The sequence below is a fragment of the Vreelandella halophila genome, from assembly GCF_009856365.1.
GTDB lineage: Bacteria > Pseudomonadota > Gammaproteobacteria > Pseudomonadales > Oleiphilaceae > Halospina > Halospina utahensis_B.
Genome location: NZ_WMEX01000002.1, coordinates 343,506 through 361,285 on the forward strand (window position 1 = coordinate 343,506; position 17,780 = coordinate 361,285).

13 protein-coding genes are annotated in these 17,780 nt (G+C 63.4%); 3 read left to right on the top strand and 10 right to left on the bottom strand.

The window, feature by feature from the left end; genetic code table 11:
- Positions 1 to 2: 2 nt before the first annotated feature.
- The 3 genes from narH to GLW01_RS04920 all read right to left on the bottom strand — a co-directional run bounded on the left by narH (position 3) and on the right by GLW01_RS04920 (position 6,044).
- Positions 3 to 1,556 (bottom strand): nitrate reductase subunit beta, encoded by a 1,554-nt coding sequence (narH, locus tag GLW01_RS04910; protein WP_095616313.1) that lies wholly within the window; start codon positions 1,554 to 1,556, stop codon positions 3 to 5.
- Position 1,557: 1 nt separating this feature from the next.
- Positions 1,558 to 5,307, bottom strand: coding sequence for a nitrate reductase subunit alpha (locus GLW01_RS04915; protein WP_160898329.1), 3,750 nt, complete (start codon positions 5,305 to 5,307; stop codon positions 1,558 to 1,560).
- Between the two features lie 155 nt (positions 5,308 to 5,462).
- Positions 5,463 to 6,044, bottom strand: a complete 582-nt coding sequence (locus tag GLW01_RS04920; RefSeq protein WP_160898330.1) for a hypothetical protein — start codon at positions 6,042 to 6,044, stop codon at positions 5,463 to 5,465.
- Between the two features lie 170 nt (positions 6,045 to 6,214).
- Here GLW01_RS04920 and GLW01_RS04925 point away from each other — a divergent pair, with 170 nt between their 5' ends.
- Positions 6,215 to 8,047, top strand: coding sequence for a type IV pili methyl-accepting chemotaxis transducer N-terminal domain-containing protein (locus GLW01_RS04925; protein WP_160898331.1), 1,833 nt, complete (start codon positions 6,215 to 6,217; stop codon positions 8,045 to 8,047).
- 35 nt (positions 8,048 to 8,082) lie between these two features.
- On the top strand, positions 8,083 to 8,757 hold the full coding sequence (narL, locus tag GLW01_RS04930) for a two-component system response regulator NarL (RefSeq protein ID WP_160898332.1): 675 nt from the start codon (positions 8,083 to 8,085) through the stop codon (positions 8,755 to 8,757).
- Here the strand turns inward: narL and rep are convergent.
- Both rep and GLW01_RS04940 read right to left on the bottom strand, forming a co-directional pair.
- Positions 8,752 to 10,767: a DNA helicase Rep gene (rep, locus tag GLW01_RS04935; protein ID WP_160898333.1), complete on the bottom strand. Its 2,016-nt coding sequence runs from the start codon at positions 10,765 to 10,767 to the stop codon at positions 8,752 to 8,754. The genes narL and rep overlap by 6 nt on opposite strands.
- A gap of 32 nt (positions 10,768 to 10,799) precedes the next feature.
- Positions 10,800 to 11,588: a ZIP family metal transporter gene (locus GLW01_RS04940; RefSeq protein ID WP_202405571.1), complete on the bottom strand. Its 789-nt coding sequence runs from the start codon at positions 11,586 to 11,588 to the stop codon at positions 10,800 to 10,802.
- Positions 11,589 to 11,781: 193 nt separating this feature from the next.
- On the opposite strand from GLW01_RS04940, the gene GLW01_RS04945 reads away from it, so the two are divergent.
- Complete coding sequence (locus GLW01_RS04945) at positions 11,782 to 12,069, top strand: PAAR domain-containing protein (protein ID WP_160898334.1); 288 nt, start codon at positions 11,782 to 11,784, stop codon at positions 12,067 to 12,069.
- Between the two features lie 17 nt (positions 12,070 to 12,086).
- Here GLW01_RS04945 and pstB read toward each other — a convergent pair whose 3' ends face one another.
- The 5 genes from pstB to GLW01_RS04970 all read right to left on the bottom strand — a co-directional run bounded on the left by pstB (position 12,087) and on the right by GLW01_RS04970 (position 17,742).
- Complete coding sequence (gene pstB / locus GLW01_RS04950; protein WP_202405572.1) at positions 12,087 to 12,959, bottom strand: phosphate ABC transporter ATP-binding protein PstB; 873 nt, start codon at positions 12,957 to 12,959, stop codon at positions 12,087 to 12,089.
- Between the two features lie 17 nt (positions 12,960 to 12,976).
- Positions 12,977 to 14,149, bottom strand: coding sequence for a phosphate ABC transporter permease PstA (gene pstA, locus GLW01_RS04955; protein WP_160898336.1), 1,173 nt, complete (start codon positions 14,147 to 14,149; stop codon positions 12,977 to 12,979).
- 12 nt (positions 14,150 to 14,161) lie between these two features.
- Complete coding sequence (gene pstC / locus GLW01_RS04960; protein WP_160898337.1) at positions 14,162 to 15,412, bottom strand: phosphate ABC transporter permease subunit PstC; 1,251 nt, start codon at positions 15,410 to 15,412, stop codon at positions 14,162 to 14,164.
- 73 nt (positions 15,413 to 15,485) lie between these two features.
- Positions 15,486 to 16,505 carry a substrate-binding domain-containing protein gene (locus GLW01_RS04965; RefSeq protein WP_160898338.1) on the bottom strand — a complete coding sequence of 340 codons (1,020 nt, stop codon included), beginning with the start codon at positions 16,503 to 16,505 and terminating at the stop codon, positions 15,486 to 15,488.
- A 154-nt stretch (positions 16,506 to 16,659) separates the two neighbouring features.
- Entirely contained in the window at positions 16,660 to 17,742 is a 1,083-nt protein-coding gene (locus tag GLW01_RS04970) for a porin (protein ID WP_160898339.1), read from the bottom strand.
- Positions 17,743 to 17,780: the final 38 nt, after the last annotated feature.

Consider the following 17,780-nt stretch of genomic DNA (forward strand, 5'->3'; position numbering starts at 1 on the left):
CCTCAGTTGCCCATCTTCTCGACGCGAACGGAAAAGAAGTTGCGCTTGTTGTTGGGCTTGCCGCCGAAGACGTCGGCATCCTCGCCGCCGCCGGCGTTGCAGCCACTGCCGAAGCTGAAGCCACAGCCACCGCGCTCGGTCTGGCCGTCGTACATGGAGTGGGCGTACTCGCGCTTGTTGGTCGGGATCACGAAGCGGTCCTCGTAGTCGGCGATGGCCATGTAGCGGAACATCTCCTCGACTGTCGCCACGTCCAGGCCGACCCGCTCCAGCACCTCGGTGTCCTCAACGCCATCCACGTTGCGCCCGCGCATGAAGGCCCGCATGGCCAGCATCCGTTCAAGGGCGTGGGTGATGGGTTGTTCTTCACCGGCGGTGAGCATGTTGGCCAGGTAACGCACCGGGATGCGCAGCTGGTCCACGTCCGGGATCGCGCCGTTGTAGCCGATGCGGCCGGACTCGGCAGCGGATTGGATGGGCGACAGCGGCGGGGCGTACCACACCATGGGCAGCGTCCGGTATTCCGGGTGCAGCGGGAAGGCGACTTTCCACTCCATGGCCATCTTGTAGACCGGGGAGTTCTTGGCGGCTTCCAGCCAGTCGTCCGGGATGCCCTGGCGCCGTGCTTCGGCCTCAATCTCCGGGTCATGGGGGTTGAGGAAGACGTCCATCTGAGCTTCGTAGAGATCCTGCTCGTTGGGCGTGCTTGCGGCCTCCTCGATGCGGTCGGCGTCGTAGAGCATCACGCCCAGGTAGCGGATCCGGCCCACGCAGGTCTCGGAGCACACGGTCGGCTGGCCCACTTCGATGCGCGGGTAGCAGAAGGTGCACTTCTCGGACTTGCCGGATTTCCAGTTGTAGTAGATCTTCTTGTACGGGCAGCCGGAGACGCACATGCGCCAGCCGCGGCACTTGTCCTGGTCGATCAGCACGATGCCGTCCTCTTCCCGCTTGTAGATGGCGCCGCTCGGGCAGGACGCCACACAGGTGGGGTTGAGGCAGTGTTCGCACAGCCGGGGCAGGTACATCATGAAGGTGTTCTCGAACTGGCCGTAGATCTCCTTCTGCACGCCCTCGAAGTTGTAGTCTTTCGAACGGTGCTTGAATTCCGTGCCCAGGATCTCTTCCCAGTTCGGGCCCCATTCGATCTTCTCCATGCGCTTGCCGGTCAGCAGCGAGCGTGGCCGGGCCGTGGGCATGGTCTTCGAGTCGCCCGCCTTCTGAAGGTGGGCGTAGTCGAAGTCGAAAGGCTCGTAGTAATCGTCGATGGCCGGCATGTCCGGGTTGGCGAAGATGTTCGCCAGTACCCGCCAGCGCCCGCCGATGCGCGGCTGGATGCTGCCGTCGTCAAGGCGCTTCCAGCCGCCTTTCCAGCGTTCCTGGTTCTCCCACTCCTTGGGGTAGCCCACGCCGGGCTTGGTCTCAACGTTGTTGAACCAGGCGTATTCCATGCCCTCGCGGGAGGTCCAGACGTTCTTGCAGGTGACTGAACAGGTATGGCAACCAATGCACTTGTCCAGGTTCAGTACCTTGCCGATCTGTGCGCGTATCCTCATGTCATGCCCCCTCTGTCCGCATGGCATCGCTGGATTCCTCGTCCATCCAGTCGATGTTGCTCATCTTCCGGACGACGATGAATTCGTCGCGGTTGGAACCCACGGTTCCGTGATAGTTGAAGAAGTAGCTCTGCTGGGCGTAGCCGCCGATCATGTGGGTCGGCTTGAGCACGGCCCGGGTCACGGAGTTGTGAATGCCGCCGCGGTTGCCGGTGATCTCGGATCCGGGGGTGTTCACGATTTTCTCCTGGGCGTGGTACATCATCGACATGCCCTCGGGCACCCGCTGGCTCACCACCGCCCGGGCCGTGATGGCGCCGTTGACGTTGAAGACCTCGATCCAGTCGTTGTCCTCAAGCCCGGCCTTGGCCGCGTCTGTTTCGCTCATCCAGACGATCGGGCCGCCGCGCGAGAGCGTGAGCATCAGCAGGTTGTCCGTGTAGGTGCTGTGGATGCCCCACTTCTGGTGCGGCGTGATGAAGTTGAGCACGATCTCGGTGTTGCCATTGCCCTTCTTGTTCAGGATCGGGTCGATGGTCTTCATGTCGATCGGCGGCTTGTAGACGCACAGGGTCTCGCCGAAGGCGCGCATCCAGAGGTGATCCTGGTAGAACTGCTGGCGTCCGGTGAGGGTCCGCCACGGGATCAGCTCGTTGATGTTGGTCCATCCCGCGTTGTAGCTCACCTTCTCGGACTCGATGCCCGACCAGGTGGGCGAGGAGATGATCTTGCGCGGCTGGGCCACGATGTCGTTGAACCGGATGGTCTCGCCCTCGTGGTGGCGGGCAAGATGCGCATGCTCGCGACCGGTCTGTTCGCTCATCGCATCCCAGGCGCGCACCGCTACGTGGCCGTTGGTTTCCGGCGCCAGGCTCAGGATCGTCTCGCAGGCATTGATGGCGGTGCGGATCTTCGGGCGCCCCTTGGTGCTGACGTTCTCAGTAACGCGGCCGTTGAGATCGCCCAGGAATTCCACCTCCTCGTTGGTCTTCCAGGTGATGCCCTTACCGCCATTGCCCACGTTGTCCATGAGCGGGCCAAGCGCGGTGAAGCGGTTGTAGGTCTCGGGGTAGTTGCGTTCCACCGTCACCATATTGGGCATGGTCTTGCCGGGGATGGGCTCGCACTCACCTTTCTTCCAGTCCTTCACGTCCTTGGGCTGCGCCATTTCCGCCGGCGTGTCGTGAATGTGCGGCAGGGTGGTGACGTCGGTTTCCTCACCCAGGTGGCCCACGCAGAGCTCGGAGAATTTCTTCGCGATGCCCCGGTAGATGTCCCAGTCCGAGCGTGACTCCCAAGCCGGATCCACGGCCGCCGTGAGCGGGTGGATGAAGGGGTGCATGTCGGAGGTGTTCATGTCGTGCTTCTCGTACCAGGTAGCGGTCGGCAGCACGATGTCCGAGTACATGCAGGTGGTCGACATCCGGAAGTCCAGGGTGGTCAGCAGGTCCAGCTTGCCGGTGGCCGCGTCGCGCCACTGCACCTCTTCGGGCTTCTCCGCGTTCGGGATGCTGTCCAGGTCCTTGCCCTGGAGGCCGTTCTCGGTGCCGAGCAGGTACTTGAGGAAGTACTCGTGGCCCTTGCCCGAGGAGCCCAGCAGGTTGGAGCGCCAGACGAACATGTTGCGCGGGAAGTTGGCCGGGTTGTCCGGGTCCTCGCTGGCGAACTGGAGGCTGCCATCGCGCAGCGACTGCACGATGTAGTCCTTGATCTCCATGCCCGCTTCTTTCGCTTCACGCGCCACCTGCAACGGGTTGCGGGAAAGCTGTGGTGCTGAAGGCAGCCAGCCCATGCGCTCGGCGCGCACGTTGTAGTCGATCATGGAGCCGTTCCAGTCCTTCGGGTCCACCAGCGGCGATAGGATCTCCTCCATGCCCACGGTCTCATGACGCCACTGGCTGGTGTGGGCGTAGAAGAAGGAGGTGGAGTTCATGTGCCGCGGCGGACGGTGCCAGTCCATCGCAAAGGCCACGGGCGCCCAGCCGGTCTGCGGGCGCAGTTTTTCCTGGCCGACGTAGTGGGCCCAGCCGCCGCCGGAGACGCCGACGCAGCCGCACATCATCAGCATCTTGATGACGCCCCGGTAGTTCATGTCCATGTGGTACCAGTGGTTCATGGCGGCGCCGATGATGATCATCGACTTGCCCTGGGTCTTGTGGGCGTTCTCGGCGAACTGCCGCGCCACGGTGATGACCTTCTCGCGCGGCACACCGGTGATGGCTTCCTGCCAGGCGGGGGTGTAGGGCACGTCGTCATCGTAGGAACTGGCCACATGATTGCCGCCGAGTCCGCGGTCGATGCCGTAGTTGGCCACCATCAGGTCAAAGACGCTGGCCACGCGGGCCTTGCTGCCGTCGGCCAGGGTGATGGTGCGCATGGGCACCCGGCGCTTCTGGATCGGGTCGTGGCTGGTGTGGGAGAAGTGCGGGTTGCCGCCGCCCCCGAAGTAGGGGAAGGCCACGTCGCTGACTTCGTCGGCGTTGTCGATGTGGCTCAGACTCAGGTGGATGTCCTTGCCGTCGCCCGTCTTCTGCTCGAGGTTCCACTTGCCCTTGGTCTCGGTCCAGCGGAAGCCGATGGAACCGGTCGGTGCCACCATGCTGTTGCTGGTCTCGTCCCAGGCAATGGTCTTCCAGTCGGCATTCTCGTCTTCGCCGAGGTTCTTCGCCAGGTCCGAGGCGCGCAGGAAGCGGCCGGGTACGGTGTTGCCATTCTCCTCATCCAGCATGACCAGATAGGGCAGGTCGGTGTAGCGGCGCACGTAGTCGTCGAAGTAGTCACTCCGGCCCTCAACGTGCCACTCCTTGAGGATGACGTGCCCCAGGGCCATGGCCAGTGCCGAGTCGGTGCCCTGCTTGGGATTGAGCCAGATGTCGCCGAACTTGGAGGCCTCGGAGTAGTCCGGGGTCACGGTAACGGTCTTGGTGCCCCGGTAGCGGGCCTCGGTCATGTAGTGGGCGTCCGGGGTGCGCGTCTGCGGCACGTTGGAGCCCCACATCATCAGGAAGGTGGAGTTGAACCAGTCCGCGGATTCCGGCACGTCCGTCTGTTCGCCCCAGGTCTGGGGGGATGCCGGCGGCAGGTCGCAGTACCAGTCGTAGAAGCTCATGCAGACGCCACCGATCAGCGACAGGTAGCGGGTGCCGGCGGCGTAGGAGACCATGGACATGGCCGGGATCGGGGAGAAACCAATGATCCGGTCCGGGCCGTAGTCGCGCGCGGTGTAGACGTTGGCGGCGGCGATGATCTCCTGGACTTCGGTCCAGTCGGCACGCACGAAGCCGCCCAGGCCCCGACGGGACTTGTAGGCGTGGGCTTTCTGCGGGTCCTGGACGATGGACGCCCAGGCTTGAACCGGGTCGCTGTGCTGCTTTTTCGCGTCGCGCCAGAGTTCGACCAGGTGGCGGCGCACCATGGGATACTTCAGGCGGTTGGCGGAATAGATATACCACGAGAAGCTGGCGCCCCGGGCGCAGCCGCGCGGTTCGTGGTTGGGCAGGCCCGGGCGTGTGCGCGGGTAGTCGGTCTGCTGGGTTTCCCAGGTGACCAGGCCGTTCTTCACGTAGATCTTCCAGGAGCACGAGCCGGTGCAGTTCACGCCATGGGTGGAGCGCACTACCTTGTCGTGCTGCCAGCGGGAGCGGTAGCCGTCCTCCCAGCGCCGGTCCTCGTCCACGCTCACGCCGTGACCGTCGGCGAACGGTTCCCTCTGGCGCTTGAAGAACGTCAGTCGGTCCAGAAAGTTACTCATCTTGATCTCCTCAGGTTTGCCCTGTCCGCGCTGCCTGAATGTTGAGCTTTCTCAATGTTCAGGCTGATGGGCCCTATTCTGGTCAATAAGAAGTATCAGGTCTGCATGGATACCACGAGATAACCGGGATCTACCCCCCAAGGGATAGGAAAGGGTTACACGCGGGTTTCAGTGGGATCGCCAAGGGCGGCGAGGAGGCCGGCGGCAATGAGGATAAGGCTGATGCTCATCAGGGGGGTAAAGCGCCAGCCGAAGGCGTCCGTGATCAGGGGGGTTGAGACATAGGCAAAGGCGATCCCCAATGCGCACAGAACCAGAAGCCCGGTGGTCAGCGCCAGGCGGGGGATGCGGGTCAACCTGTGCAGGTAGACCACGCCGGCGGCGAAGCAGCCGGGAACCACGCCAAGCCCCGCGCCCACCAGCAGCAGGTGGCTGAACCGGGTTGCCAGTGCCAGACCGGCCAGTAACGGGATCAGTGCCAGAAAGACCATCAGCAGCACGTTGCCGGGTCTGGAGGAATGGGTGGCCCAGCGGTAGAGCACCCACACCAGAGGGAGGCCGATGGCTGCCGGCGCCAGAAGTATGAGGCTGAACTCTGTGCCGGTGAGCCCGAAGGTCTGCGACACCAGGGTCACAAGCGCCCCGAAAACACCCCAGCTGCCTGCCGCCAGTGCCAGTACCAGTATGGCCAGCGGCAGGGAACTGGACAGGTTCCAGTTCTTGTCTGCGGGCTGCATTGGATGTTGGACCTCATGCATGATGGATGGCATTGCGGTTTCAGTGGCTTGAGTGTCCGCCCAACCGTCATACCGGTCAAAAGGTCATTAGAGGTAGCCGTTGTTGAATTGGTGTAACATGTCTATTACTTTCGATATACGCCCAGTCCGACACGCTTGCTGAGAACCAGATGCGCCTTTTCAGGGATTCGCTGATTGCCCGTATCGGAATGGCCCTGGCGGCCGTTGTGATACTGGCATTGATCAATATTGGGGTTTCGCTGGCGATTTCCGCCAGTGCCCGGGGCGACGCCGCCGCCATCAACCATTCCGGACTGGTGCGCATGGAACTCCAGCGGCTGGTGACCCTGGGGGAGGCCGAGGCTGGGCCGGAGCGCATCCAGGACCAGATGCAGCAGATCACTGCCCGCCTGGAAAGCCCCCTGCTCAACAGTGCCATGCCGGGGCTGGCGCATCCGGTCACGGCACAGTACCAGCGTGTGCGGCTGACCTGGCTGGCCCTGATCCGGCCTGTCTATTCGGAAGTACTCCGTGGCAGCGCCGCGGGTTTGCCACTGAAAGGGACTGCTGTCTTCATTCAGGAGGTGGATGCCCTGGTGGCAGCGCTGGAAGCACGTGCCGAGTCGCGCATTGCCCTTCTGGGCATGGTCCAGGTTCTGTCCCTGATCCTGACCCTTGCGGTTGTGGTGGTACTGTTCCTGGACGTGCGCCGGCGTGTGGTCGAGCCCCTGAACCGGCTTCTGACCATGGCGCGGGCGGCGGCACGCCAGGACTTCAGCCAGCGTACCGGCTTCCGGGGTCAGGATGAGCTGGCCGTTCTGGGCCGGACCTTCGACCAGATGAGTGAATCACTGTCCCGGCGCTACGCGGACCTGGAATCGCAGGCGGCGGCGCGGACCGAGGAACTCGAACGCAGCCACCGCGCACTGCAGCTCCTGCACAGCGCCAGCCGGTCGCTCTATGGGGCCACGGACCTTTGCGAGGGCTCCGTTCCATTGCTGCAGCAGCTGGAAGGGCTTCTGGATATAGGCCCGGTGAGCCTCTATCTGCATGAACAGGAGAATGACGCCTCATTTGAGGCGGTCACCACCTTCGCCCACGCGCGCCCGGAACACTGCCGTTCCTTCAACTGCGATGCCTGCCTCACGGGCTGCCATACCTTTGAGGACCAGCCCGAGGAACACCGCAAGCGGCTGCTTCTGCCGGTGCGCACCGGGGATGACCTGGTGGGAACCCTCGAGGTCTGGTACGAGCGTGACCGGACCCTTGAGCATCACGAACGCCAGCTTCTGGAAACCCTGGCGGACCAGCTCGGCACTGCGGTCTACCTGAGCCGTCGGATGACGGAACAGCAGCGGCTGACGCTGATGGAGGAGCGCACCGTGATCGCCCGTGAGCTGCACGACTCGCTGGCGCAGTCACTCTCCTACCTCAAGATGCAGGTGGCGCGTCTGCAGAAGCTGCAGCAGGAATCCGGTCGTGAGGTCGATGCCCGCGAGGAGGAAGTGATCCATGAGCTGCGCAACGGGCTGAACAATGGCTACCGCCAGCTCCGGGAACTGCTGACCACCTTCCGCCTGCAGTTCGATTCCCCGGGGCTGGAGGAGGCCCTGAACCGGACGGTGAGCGAGTTCAGTGAGCGCCTGGGCTATCCGGTGTCACTGGAGTACGACATGCCGCCACGCATGTTCTCACCGAATGAGGAGATCCATGTGCTGCAGATCGTGCGCGAGGCGCTGGCGAATGTGCTCAAGCATGCCGATGCCACTGAGGCCTCGGTGTGTGTCTACCAGCGCAACGGCTCACTCCGGGTGGTGGTGCGGGACAATGGCGTGGGTCTGCCCGACGGTGGGGCACCGCCGAGCCATTACGGTATCGTGATCATGCGCGACCGTAGCCAGACCCTGGGTGGTGAACTCAGTATGCGCAACCGGGACGAAGGCGGCGCCGAAGTGCGCCTGATGATCCCGCAGAACAACTCCGGCCTGATCCAGGCTTCCTGAGCCCATTGCCCACAGAACAGTAACGGGATGATGTTATGACCCAGACAGACGATAAAGCGCCGGCGCGGATTCTTCTGATTGATGACCACCCCCTGCTGCGCCGGGGCATTACCCAGCTGCTGGAAATGGAGGACAGCATGACCCTGGCCGGGGAAGCCAGCAGCTCAAAGGAGGGGGTGCGCCTTGCCGGGGAGCTGGACCCGGACCTGATTCTGCTCGATCTGAACATGCCGGGAACCAACGGACACGAGACACTGCGAAAACTGCGTGAGGATGGTTTCCCCGGCCGGATCGTGATCTTCACCGTCTCGGATGCCGAGGATGATGTGGTCGCGGCACTGCGCGCCGGGGCTGACGGTTACCTGCTCAAGGATATGGAGCCCGAGGATCTGATGAGTCGGCTGCACCAGGCTGCGGTCGGCAAACTGGTGATCAGCGACCGGTTGACGACCCTGTTGGCCGATGCCCTGCGCCACCAGCAGACACCGGAGGCGGAAGGGCCGGATTACGCCAGTCTGACTCCACGGGAGAAGGACATCCTGCGTCACATCGCGGAAGGGCTTTCCAACAAGATGGTAGCCCGGCGGCTGGATATCAGCGAGGGCACCGTCAAGGTGCACGTGAAGCATCTGCTCAAGAAGCTCGGCTTGCGCTCCCGGGTGGAGGCCGCCGTCTGGGCGGTGCATGAGGGCTACGCCGAGAGCTCATGAGAGGTCGTCCATGAGCGCGGACAGCGTCGCCCGGCCGCGGCGCTGGTTGGCCTCGGGATCCCTGTCCGAGCTGCCCTCGCGCTCCACGTGCTCATCCGGCATTTCATCCAGGAAGCGGCTGGGAATGGGCTCGATGACCTCGCCATACTGCTTGCGCTGGCCGGCGTAGGTCAGGGTCAGGCAGCGCTGGGCGCGGGTGATGCCCACGTACATCAGCCGCCGCTCCTCCTCGATGGTTTCCGACTCGATGCTGCTGCGGTGGGGCAGGAGCTCCTCCTCCAGCCCCATGATGAAGACGTTCGGGAACTCCAGCCCCTTGGACGCGTGCAGCGTCATCAGCTGGACCCGGTCGCTGTCGTCCTCTTCCTCCTGCCGGTCCAGGATGTCGCGCAGAACCAGGCGGCTTACGGCTTCCTCCAGTGTCTGTTCCGTGTCCCCGTCATCCTCCGTCGGCTCCATCTGCTCGATGGAATCCAGCAGGTACCAGACGTTCTCCATGCGTTTCTGCGCCTGCTTGGCGCTGGAGGCGTTCTGGTGCAGCCACTCCTCGTATTCCACGTCCGTGAACATCCGGCGGATCACGCCCAGGGTGTCGTCCTCGTTCTCCAGCCGATGGCGGACGTCGTGCAGGAAGTGCGTGAACCGCCGCAGTTTGTCCAGGGCGCGCCCCTGGATATGGCTTTCGGCGCCGACCTCGTCCAGGGAGCGGGTCAGGCTCATGCTGCGTTGGCGGGCGTAGCCGGTGAGCTGTTCCAGGGTACGCGGGCCTATTTCGCGCCGGGGCACGTTGACCACGCGCAGGAAGGCCACGTCGTCGTCCGGGTTGGTGAGCAGACGCAGGTACGCCATGGCGTCCTTGATCTCGTTGCGCGCGAAGAAGGAGGTGCCCCCGGAGATCTTGTAGGGAACCTGGTAGGCCTGGAGCTTGATCTCCAGCAGCTTCGACTGGTGGTTGCCCCGGTAAAGAACGGCGAAATCCCGGTATTCCGAGCGGCTCCGGAGTCGCTGGTCCAGGATCTCGGAGGCGATGCGTTCGGCTTCGCCCTCCTCATTGCGGCAGCGCAGAACGCGGATGGGGTCGCCCACGCCCAGTTCGCTCCACAGGGCCTTGTCGAACACGTGCGGGTTGTTGGCGATGACGGTGTTGGCGGTGCTCAGGATGCGCCGCATGGAGCGGTAGTTCTGCTCCAGCTTGACGATCTTCAGTGACGGGAAGTCCTCCTTGAGCTGGGCCAGGTTCTCCGGCCGCGCGCCGCGCCAGGCGTAGATGGACTGGTCGTCGTCGCCCACCACGGTCAGGCCCTGGCGATGGCCCACCAGCATGCGCACCAGTTCGTACTGGCTCAGGTTGGTGTCCTGGTATTCATCCACCAGCAGGTAGCGGATGCGGCGCTGCCACTTCTGAAGCACCTCCTCGTGATTGCGGAACAGCAATACGGGCAGCAGGATCAGGTCGTCGAAGTCCAGGGCGTTGTAGGCCTTCAGGTAGTCCGCGTAATGCTGGTAGATGACCGCGAAGCGTTCCTCGCGGGCGTCATTGGCCCGGCTCAGCGCCTGGTCCGGCAGCAGCATGGCGTTCTTCCAGCTGGAAATCGTCGCCTGCAGGTCACCGATTTCGAGACCGGTGTCCGCGGCGTGTTCGGCCAGAAGGTCGCGCAACAGCGCACGCGCATCCTCGGCGTCGAAGATTGAGAAGCCGGGGTGATAGCCCACCGCGTCGTGTTCCTCGCGCAGGATGGTCAGCCCCAGATTATGGAAGGTGGCCACGGTCAGCCCCCGAGCCGCACGGCGGTCCACCAGCTTACCCACGCGCTCCTTCATCTCGCGCGCCGCCTTGTTGGTGAACGTGACGGCGGCAATGTGGCGCCCGGGGTAACCCGCGTACTCAATCAGGTGGGCGATCTTGCGCGTGATCACGCTGGTCTTGCCGCTGCCGGCGCCGGCGAGCACCAGAAGGGGGCCATCAAGATAGCGTACGGCTTCGCGCTGGCGGGGATTGAGATCGGCCACAGGTTACCTCCGAGTAGCGCTCGATTGTAGCATCAGGCGCCCAGCCAGACATCGAGAAAGAGCATGATCACCAGCCCGAGTGAAAGCCCGACCGTTGCCCGGCTCTGGTAGCCGCTGCGGTGGGATTCAGGGATGATTTCATGGCTGATGACGTACAGCATCGCGCCTGCCGCAAAGGCCAGCCCCCAGGGCAGCAGCGTCTGGGAGAGGCTGATGACACCGGCGCCCGCGAGACCGCCCAGTGGCTCCACCAGTCCCGTCAAAGCAGCGATCCCCCAGGAGCGCCAGCGTGAATAGCCTTCGGCCAGCAGTGCAACGGCCACGGCCAGGCCCTCGGGCATGTTCTGGAGCCCGATCCCAATGGCCAGCGGCATGCCGCCGCTGAGGCCTTCAGCCCCGAAACTCACCCCCACGGCCAGTCCCTCGGGGACGTTGTGCAGGGTGATGGCGATGATGAACAACCAGAGGCGCCGCAGTGAGGCCGCATCAGGGCCTTCGCGGCCGGAGGCGAAGTGCTCGTGCGGCAGAACCTCATTAAGCAGTGCAATGGTGCCCATGCCGACCAGGATGGATGCGCACGCAATCAGTGCGGCAATGGCGTCGCTGCCGAACTCGGCTCGGGCGGCGTCGAGGGCGGGAATGATCAGGGAGAAGAAGGACGCGGCAAGCATGACGCCCGCAGCAAATCCCAGGGCCAGATTCCGGAAGGCCGGCCCCGGTGTCCGGCCGACGAAAACCGGGATCGCTCCCACAGCGGTCAGAAGGCCTGCAATGAGGCTGCCCATAAACCCGAGAAGCACCGGGGAAAGGTTGCTCAGCATGCTGGTACGTTGCTCTCTCTGGTCAGTGAGCGAAAGCGCTGAGGATGACGCTCTCGGCGCATCGGTTCAAGGCTGCCAGTCTTTGATGCGTTGACACCGTTGGTTGATCAGTAAAGGGCCCAGTGGTGTAATAGCGGAACGGGTGCCGTCAGGCCCCGCAGGGAAATGATCCATTACGGACAAGGAGATGTTCATGGGCAAGCCAGCCGCCACCCTCGGCGACTTTCACACCTGTCCCCAGTTTGATGGCCCCAAGCCCCATGTGGGTGGTCCCGCCGTGGAAGGCTCACCGAATGTTGTGATCGGGGGACGCCCGGCCGTTCGTCAGGGGGATAAGGCCGTCTGTGTGGGACCTCCGGACACGGTCAGCGAGGGCTCGCCGACCGTTTTCATCAACGGCAGACCGGCCGCCACCATCGGCTGTGCCACAGCCCATGGCGGCAAGCTGGTGGTCGGTAACCCGACCGTACTGATCGGCTGAGGCTGGTACCGCCGGCCTCAGCCGTAACGACCGGTGATGTAGTCCTCGGTTTTCTGTTCACGCGGGTTGGTGAACAGAGTATCCGTGTCGTTGAACTCCACGATCTCGCCCATGTGGAAAAAGGCGGTGTAACCGGCTACTCGGGCAGCCTGTTGCAGGTTGTGGGTGACGATGGCAATGGTGTAGCGATCCTTCAGCTCATCGATCAGCTCTTCGATGGTCGCCGTGGCCAACGGATCCAGGGACGAGGCCGGCTCGTCCATCAGGATGACCTCAGGGTTCACCGCAATGGCCCGGGCGATGCACAGGCGCTGCTGCTGGCCGCCGGAAAGGGCGGTGCCGGGGGTCTGGAGCCGGTCCGAGACTTCGTGCCAGAGTCCGGCGCGCTTGAGCGAGTGCTCAACGAGGTCATCCAGGTCCCGGCGGCTGTTCACAGTGCCGTGCAGTCGGGGGGCGTAGGCGATGTTCTCGTAGATGCTCTTGGGGAAGGGGTTGGGCTTCTGGAACACCATGCCCACGTTGCTGCGCAGCTGCACCACGTCCACGTCCGGATCGTAGATGTCCTCGCCATCCAGTGTGATCTGGCCCCGGACCCGCACACTGGGGATGAGGTCGTTCATGCGGTTGATGCAGCGCAGGAACGAGCTCTTACCGCAGCCCGACGGGCCGATCAGCGCTGTTACCTCGCGTTCATGGATATCCAGGTTGAGGCCGTGCAGCGCCTGGGTATTGCCATACCAGAGGTTCACATCCTCGGCTTTCACCTTCACATTCTTTTCCGCGGTTCCAGCGGTTGAGGCCGGTTCGCTGGTGTCGGTCTGCCCGGTCATAGGGGTTACTGATTCCGTGCTTGTGGTTTCAGGGGATTCGGTTGTGGCTTCAGAGTACATACGCACCTCGTATAGCGCTACCAGCGGCGCTCGAATTTGCGCCGCATGAAAACGGCGGTGGCATTGAGGGTGAGCAGGACCGCCAGCAGCACCATGATGCCGGCGGCGGTTTTCTCGACATAGGCCTGCTGGGGCTCTGAGGCCCAGGTGAAGACCTGCGCCGGCAGCACCGTAGCGGACTCGAAGATGCCGGAAGGCGCCTCCGGAATGTAAGCGATCATGCCCACGATGATCAGCGGTGCCGTCTCGCCCATGGCCTGGGCCAGCCCGATGATGGTGCCGGTCAGGATCCCTGGCAGCGAGGAGGGCAGCACATGGTCCCGCACCACCTGCCAGCGGGAGCAGCCCATGGCGAAGGCGCCCTGGCGGATCGGGTCCGGCACCGCCCGCAGTGCCGCCCGGGTGCTGATGATGATGATGGGCAGCGTCATCAGCCCCAGAGTCAGGCCCCCGGCCAGGGCCGAGGAGCGGGGCACGCCGAAGAAGTTGATGAAAAGCGCCAGACCCAGCAGGCCGAAGATGATCGACGGTACCGCCGCCAGGTTATTGATGTTGACCTCGATGGTCTGGGTCAGCTTGTTGTCCGGCGCGAATTCCTCCAGGTAGATGGCGGACATGACGCCAATGGGAAAGGCGAACACCAGGGTGATGCCAAGCACATAGAGTGTGCCCACCGCCGCCGAAAAGATGCCCGCCAGTTCCGGCAACTTGGAATCGCCGGTCGTGAAGAAGCGGGTGTTGAATGCGCTCTGGATACGGCCGCTGTCAGCCAGGGCATCCACCTGTTGGCGGAGTTCCGCCGGCAGGTCATGGCCGTGTTTCAGGTACTGGTCGATCTCGGCCTTGACCGGCACCCAGCGCTGGTCGGTGGTGCCCATCAGGTCCGGGTTATCCTCCATCTCCAGGGGAATGGAGCGGGTCGCGCCACGGGAAGCGATGTCCCGCATGTCACTGTCCAGCGCGAACTGGCCCAGGCGGGCTGAGCGGTCGTTGTACTCCAGGGTCACCTGGACCTGGTGCTGCCAGAAGGCCGTGTACCCTTGGCTGATGATGTCGGTAAAGAACGCCACGATGATGGCGAACGCGATCCCCACCGCACCAATGCAGTACGCCTTGAAGCGCTTCTCGGCGCGGTAGCGGCGGCGGATGTGCGGGTCGTTGGCGGAGCCGGTCAGTCTGCGCGTGCTCATGTCTTGGTTCGCTCAGTCGTATTGTTGCTTGAAGCGCCGCACCATCACTGTGGAGATGATGTTCAGCGTCAGGGTCACAATGAACAGCACCAGCCCCAGCGCGAATGCGGACAGCGTCTGTGGGCTGTCGAAGGACTGGTCCCCGGTCAGGGAGTAGACGATGTTCACGGTCACCGTTGTCATGTCCTCCAGCGGGTTCCAGGTCAGGTTGGGGCGCACCCCGGCCGCCATGACCACGATCATGGTTTCGCCCAGCGCCCGCGAAACGCCCAGCAGGAAGGCCGAAATCACCCCGGGAAGGGCCGCCGGCACCACCACATTGCGGATGGTTTCCGATCGGGTGGTGCCCAGTGCGAAGGCGCCTTCGCGCAGGCTCTGGGGAATGCTGTTGATCACGTCATCCGACAGTGACGAGATGAAGGGGATGATCATGATGCCCATGACGATGCCGGGCGACAGGATGTTGCTGTACGAGGCGTCCAGGCCGAAGAATCCGGCAATGTCCACGACAATGGGTGTGACCGTGATGGCGGCGAAGAAGCCGTAGACCACGGTCGGGATGCCGGCGAGGATCTCAAGGATCGGCTTGACCACGCCCCGGGTCTTCAGGGAAGCGTATTCGGACATGAAGATGGCCGACAGCAGCCCGATGGGCAGCGCCACGGCCATGGCGATGGCGGTCACCATGAAGGTGCCCGCGAACAGTGGCACGGAGCCGAACATGCCGCCACCGCCCTCGCTGACCTCATCGCCACGGCCGGCTGCCTCCAGGAAGGAATCCCCCGGCGACCAGACGGTGCCGGTGATGAACTCCCAGACGCTCACTTCCCGGAAGAAGCGCATGGCCTCGAAAATCACCGACAGCACAATGGCGATGGTGGTCATGATGGAAATCAGGGCTGCGCCCAGCAGCAGCCAGCGGATCAACCGGTCCAGCGTGTTGCGGGCGCGCAGGGTGGGGCGGATCGCCATCAGGCCGTAGGCGAAGCCGGCGGCGGCCGTGACCAGCGTCATGGCCAGCACCAGCTCCGATGGCAGGGTGATCCAGCCCAGAAGATTGAGCAGGGAGGCGGCAAAGGCGACACCGATGGCCGGCACCGCCATGGAGACCACCGAGTACCAGCCGTACTGCTGCGGCCTTGAATGCAGCCGTGTGCCGTCGGCCTGGGTTGCCATTGCCTTGCGCCGGCCCAGGAAGAAGCCGGCGTAGCCCAGCGGGATCAGCCCCGCGAGCAGGATCAGCGTGGTTTCACCTACGCTCACTGTTGCCTCCCTTTTCTGCAAAGAAAAACCCGGCTGACCGCCATGGGCGGAGCAGCCGGGAAGGGCTTTTCGGTTACTTCGTCAGATCGCTGCGCTTGAGGTTGACCCGCTCAGCGACACGCTCCTGCCACTTGCGACGGGCCTTTTCAGGCAGCGGAATCAGGCCTTCCTCGACCAGCAGGCCATCCGGGCCGATCATCAGATCATCCATGAAGAGACTGACGTAGCCATCGATGCCGGAGACCACATCGCCCTCGTGGGCCTTCTTGATGTAGAACCAGAGGCTGCGGGCCACCGGGTAGGTTTCCGTGGAGATATTCTCCGTGGTGGGTTCCACGCCATCGATGCTGGCGGCCTTCACACTGTCGCGGTTCTCCTCCAGGAAGCCGTAGCCGAAAATGCCGAAGGCGCTGCGGTTCTCCTGGATGCGCTTGATGATCAGGTTGTCATTCTCGCCGGAGTCCACATAGGCGCCGTCAGAGCGTACGTCGGTGTACTCACCGGGGTAGCCGGCATCCTCGCTGACCGATGCCATCACCAGTTCCTCGAAGGCATCCCGTGTACCGGAAGTGGTCGGTGGACCCAGGATCTCGATCTCGCGGTCCGGCAGGCTGGAATCGATGTCGCTCCAGTTGTCATAGGGGTTCTCGACCAGGTCACCGTTCTTTGGCACCTCAGCGGCCACGGCCAGCAGGATCTGTTCGCGGGTCAGGTTGAGGTCGTCGTTCTCCGCGCTCTGAGCAAAGACGATGCCATCGGAGCCGATCATGGCCTCGGTGATGTTCTCGACGCCATTCTCCTGGCAGCGGTCGAACTCGCTGGGCTTCATCCGCCGGGAGGCGTTGGTGATGTCCGGCGTGCCGGCGCCGATGCCCTCGCAGAAGAGCCGGAGGCCGCCACCGGAGCCGGTGGACTCTATGGTGGGGGTGGGATTTCTGGACGTTGCGCCGAATTCCTCAACCACATAGCTGGCAAAGGGGTAGACGGTGCTGGAGCCCACGATCCGGATCTGATCGCGCTCCTGGGCGACCGAGACCGTGCTGGCGCTCATCAGCGCCGCCATGGCGATGGCGGATTTCTTCCAGGTCTTCATGGATACACTCCTCAGGTTGACCCACCTCATCGTTACATCAACGAGTCTACGGGGGGTGTGTGACAGTTTTATGACAACGGTGAAAGAAAAGGTCCGGATGGGACCCGTCTTGGAAACCGCCCCGGCTGGGGGCCGAAGCGGCTTCCGGTGGGGATCAGAAGCTGTAGATGGCGCCGACCATGACGTTATCGTCTGCGTCGTTCTCTTTGTCGTACCAGCCGGCTTCCGCCCACAGGCTCAGCGGCTCGTAGAGTTTGTGTGAAACGCCCAGGGTGAACTCGTCACGTTCCTTGACGGTGGTTTCGTCATCCGGGGAAACCCGCTGGGCGGCGCCGTAGAATTCGGTACGGCCCTGGGTGAAGGTGCCGCGCAGGGCGGTGAAGGTGGTCTCGTCGCCGGCGGGAGCGTTCTCCGCGTTCTCCTGGATTGAGTACTTGGCGCCGAACTCGAACTGGCCGATGCCGTAGACGCCGGCTATACCGTAGGTATTTTCACTGTCATAAGCGGTCAGTGCATCGAAATCGTCGTTTGTGGTGATGTTGCCATCATTATCAACGTAGAGTTGCTCTCCGTTGGCGTTGTAGACCTCACCGGTTGTATCCGCCGCACGGTCATCATAGCCGGCATACAGCCCCCAGTTATTTCCGGTGTACCCACCGGCGATGGAGAGACCTACCTCGTTGCTGTCCTCGCTGCCGGGGCCCTCATCACGCCCCTGGATCCGGGCCTGGGTGCGGAAGCTGAAGCCGTTCCAGTCCGGGCTGTAGTAGGCGATCTGGTTGTCTTCGCCGGCAACGGCTTCGTCCGAGATCTCGGCATCCTCGGCCACTTCCGTGGCATCGATGATCAGATCCTCATAGACACTGTCGAAGTTGCCCGCCTGGACCTTGCCGAAGTCGCCCTTTACGCCGAGGAAGGCGCTGTCCTGGCTGTCGAAGCCGTCGCTGTTGTCGTCACTGCTGTATTCCAACTCAAGCTGACCAAAGGCGGTCACAGCGTTGCTTACACGGGTCTCGAAAGCAAAGCCAAGAGTGGAGTCCTCATCATCCAGCTCCGTGGAGGCGTCTCCGTCTTCGTTCTTTTCGGAGATCACCTTGGGCTCCACGGTGCCGTAGAGGTTGAACGTGGTGTTCTCCGCCAGGCTGAGCCCTTCATCCGCGGTGAACTCCAGGGCCTGGGCGCCGGGGGCGGCCAGGGTCGCGGCGATGGCGGCGGAGAGAAGTTGTTTTCTGGTCATGGTGTGCTCCTTTGGTTTGCGTAATGCCAGATTAATTG

Excerpts from the sequence above, each read along its gene's own strand:
- narH (WP_095616313.1), bottom strand. The coding sequence starts at position 1,556 with ATGAGGATACGCGCACAGATCGGCAAGGTACTGAACCTGGACAAGTGC.
- GLW01_RS04915 (WP_160898329.1), bottom strand. The coding sequence starts at position 5,307 with ATGAGTAACTTTCTGGACCGACTGACGTTCTTCAAGCGCCAGAGGGAA.
- GLW01_RS04920 (WP_160898330.1), bottom strand. The coding sequence starts at position 6,044 with ATGCAGCCCGCAGACAAGAACTGGAACCTGTCCAGTTCCCTGCCGCTG.
- GLW01_RS04925 (WP_160898331.1), top strand. The coding sequence starts at position 6,215 with ATGCGCCTTTTCAGGGATTCGCTGATTGCCCGTATCGGAATGGCCCTG.
- narL (WP_160898332.1), top strand. The coding sequence starts at position 8,083 with ATGACCCAGACAGACGATAAAGCGCCGGCGCGGATTCTTCTGATTGAT.
- GLW01_RS04940 (WP_202405571.1), bottom strand. The coding sequence starts at position 11,588 with ATGCTGAGCAACCTTTCCCCGGTGCTTCTCGGGTTTATGGGCAGCCTC.
- GLW01_RS04945 (WP_160898334.1), top strand. The coding sequence starts at position 11,782 with ATGGGCAAGCCAGCCGCCACCCTCGGCGACTTTCACACCTGTCCCCAG.
- pstB (WP_202405572.1), bottom strand. The coding sequence starts at position 12,959 with ATGTACTCTGAAGCCACAACCGAATCCCCTGAAACCACAAGCACGGAA.
- pstA (WP_160898336.1), bottom strand. The coding sequence starts at position 14,149 with ATGAGCACGCGCAGACTGACCGGCTCCGCCAACGACCCGCACATCCGC.
- GLW01_RS04965 (WP_160898338.1), bottom strand. The coding sequence starts at position 16,505 with ATGAAGACCTGGAAGAAATCCGCCATCGCCATGGCGGCGCTGATGAGC.
- GLW01_RS04970 (WP_160898339.1), bottom strand. The coding sequence starts at position 17,742 with ATGACCAGAAAACAACTTCTCTCCGCCGCCATCGCCGCGACCCTGGCC.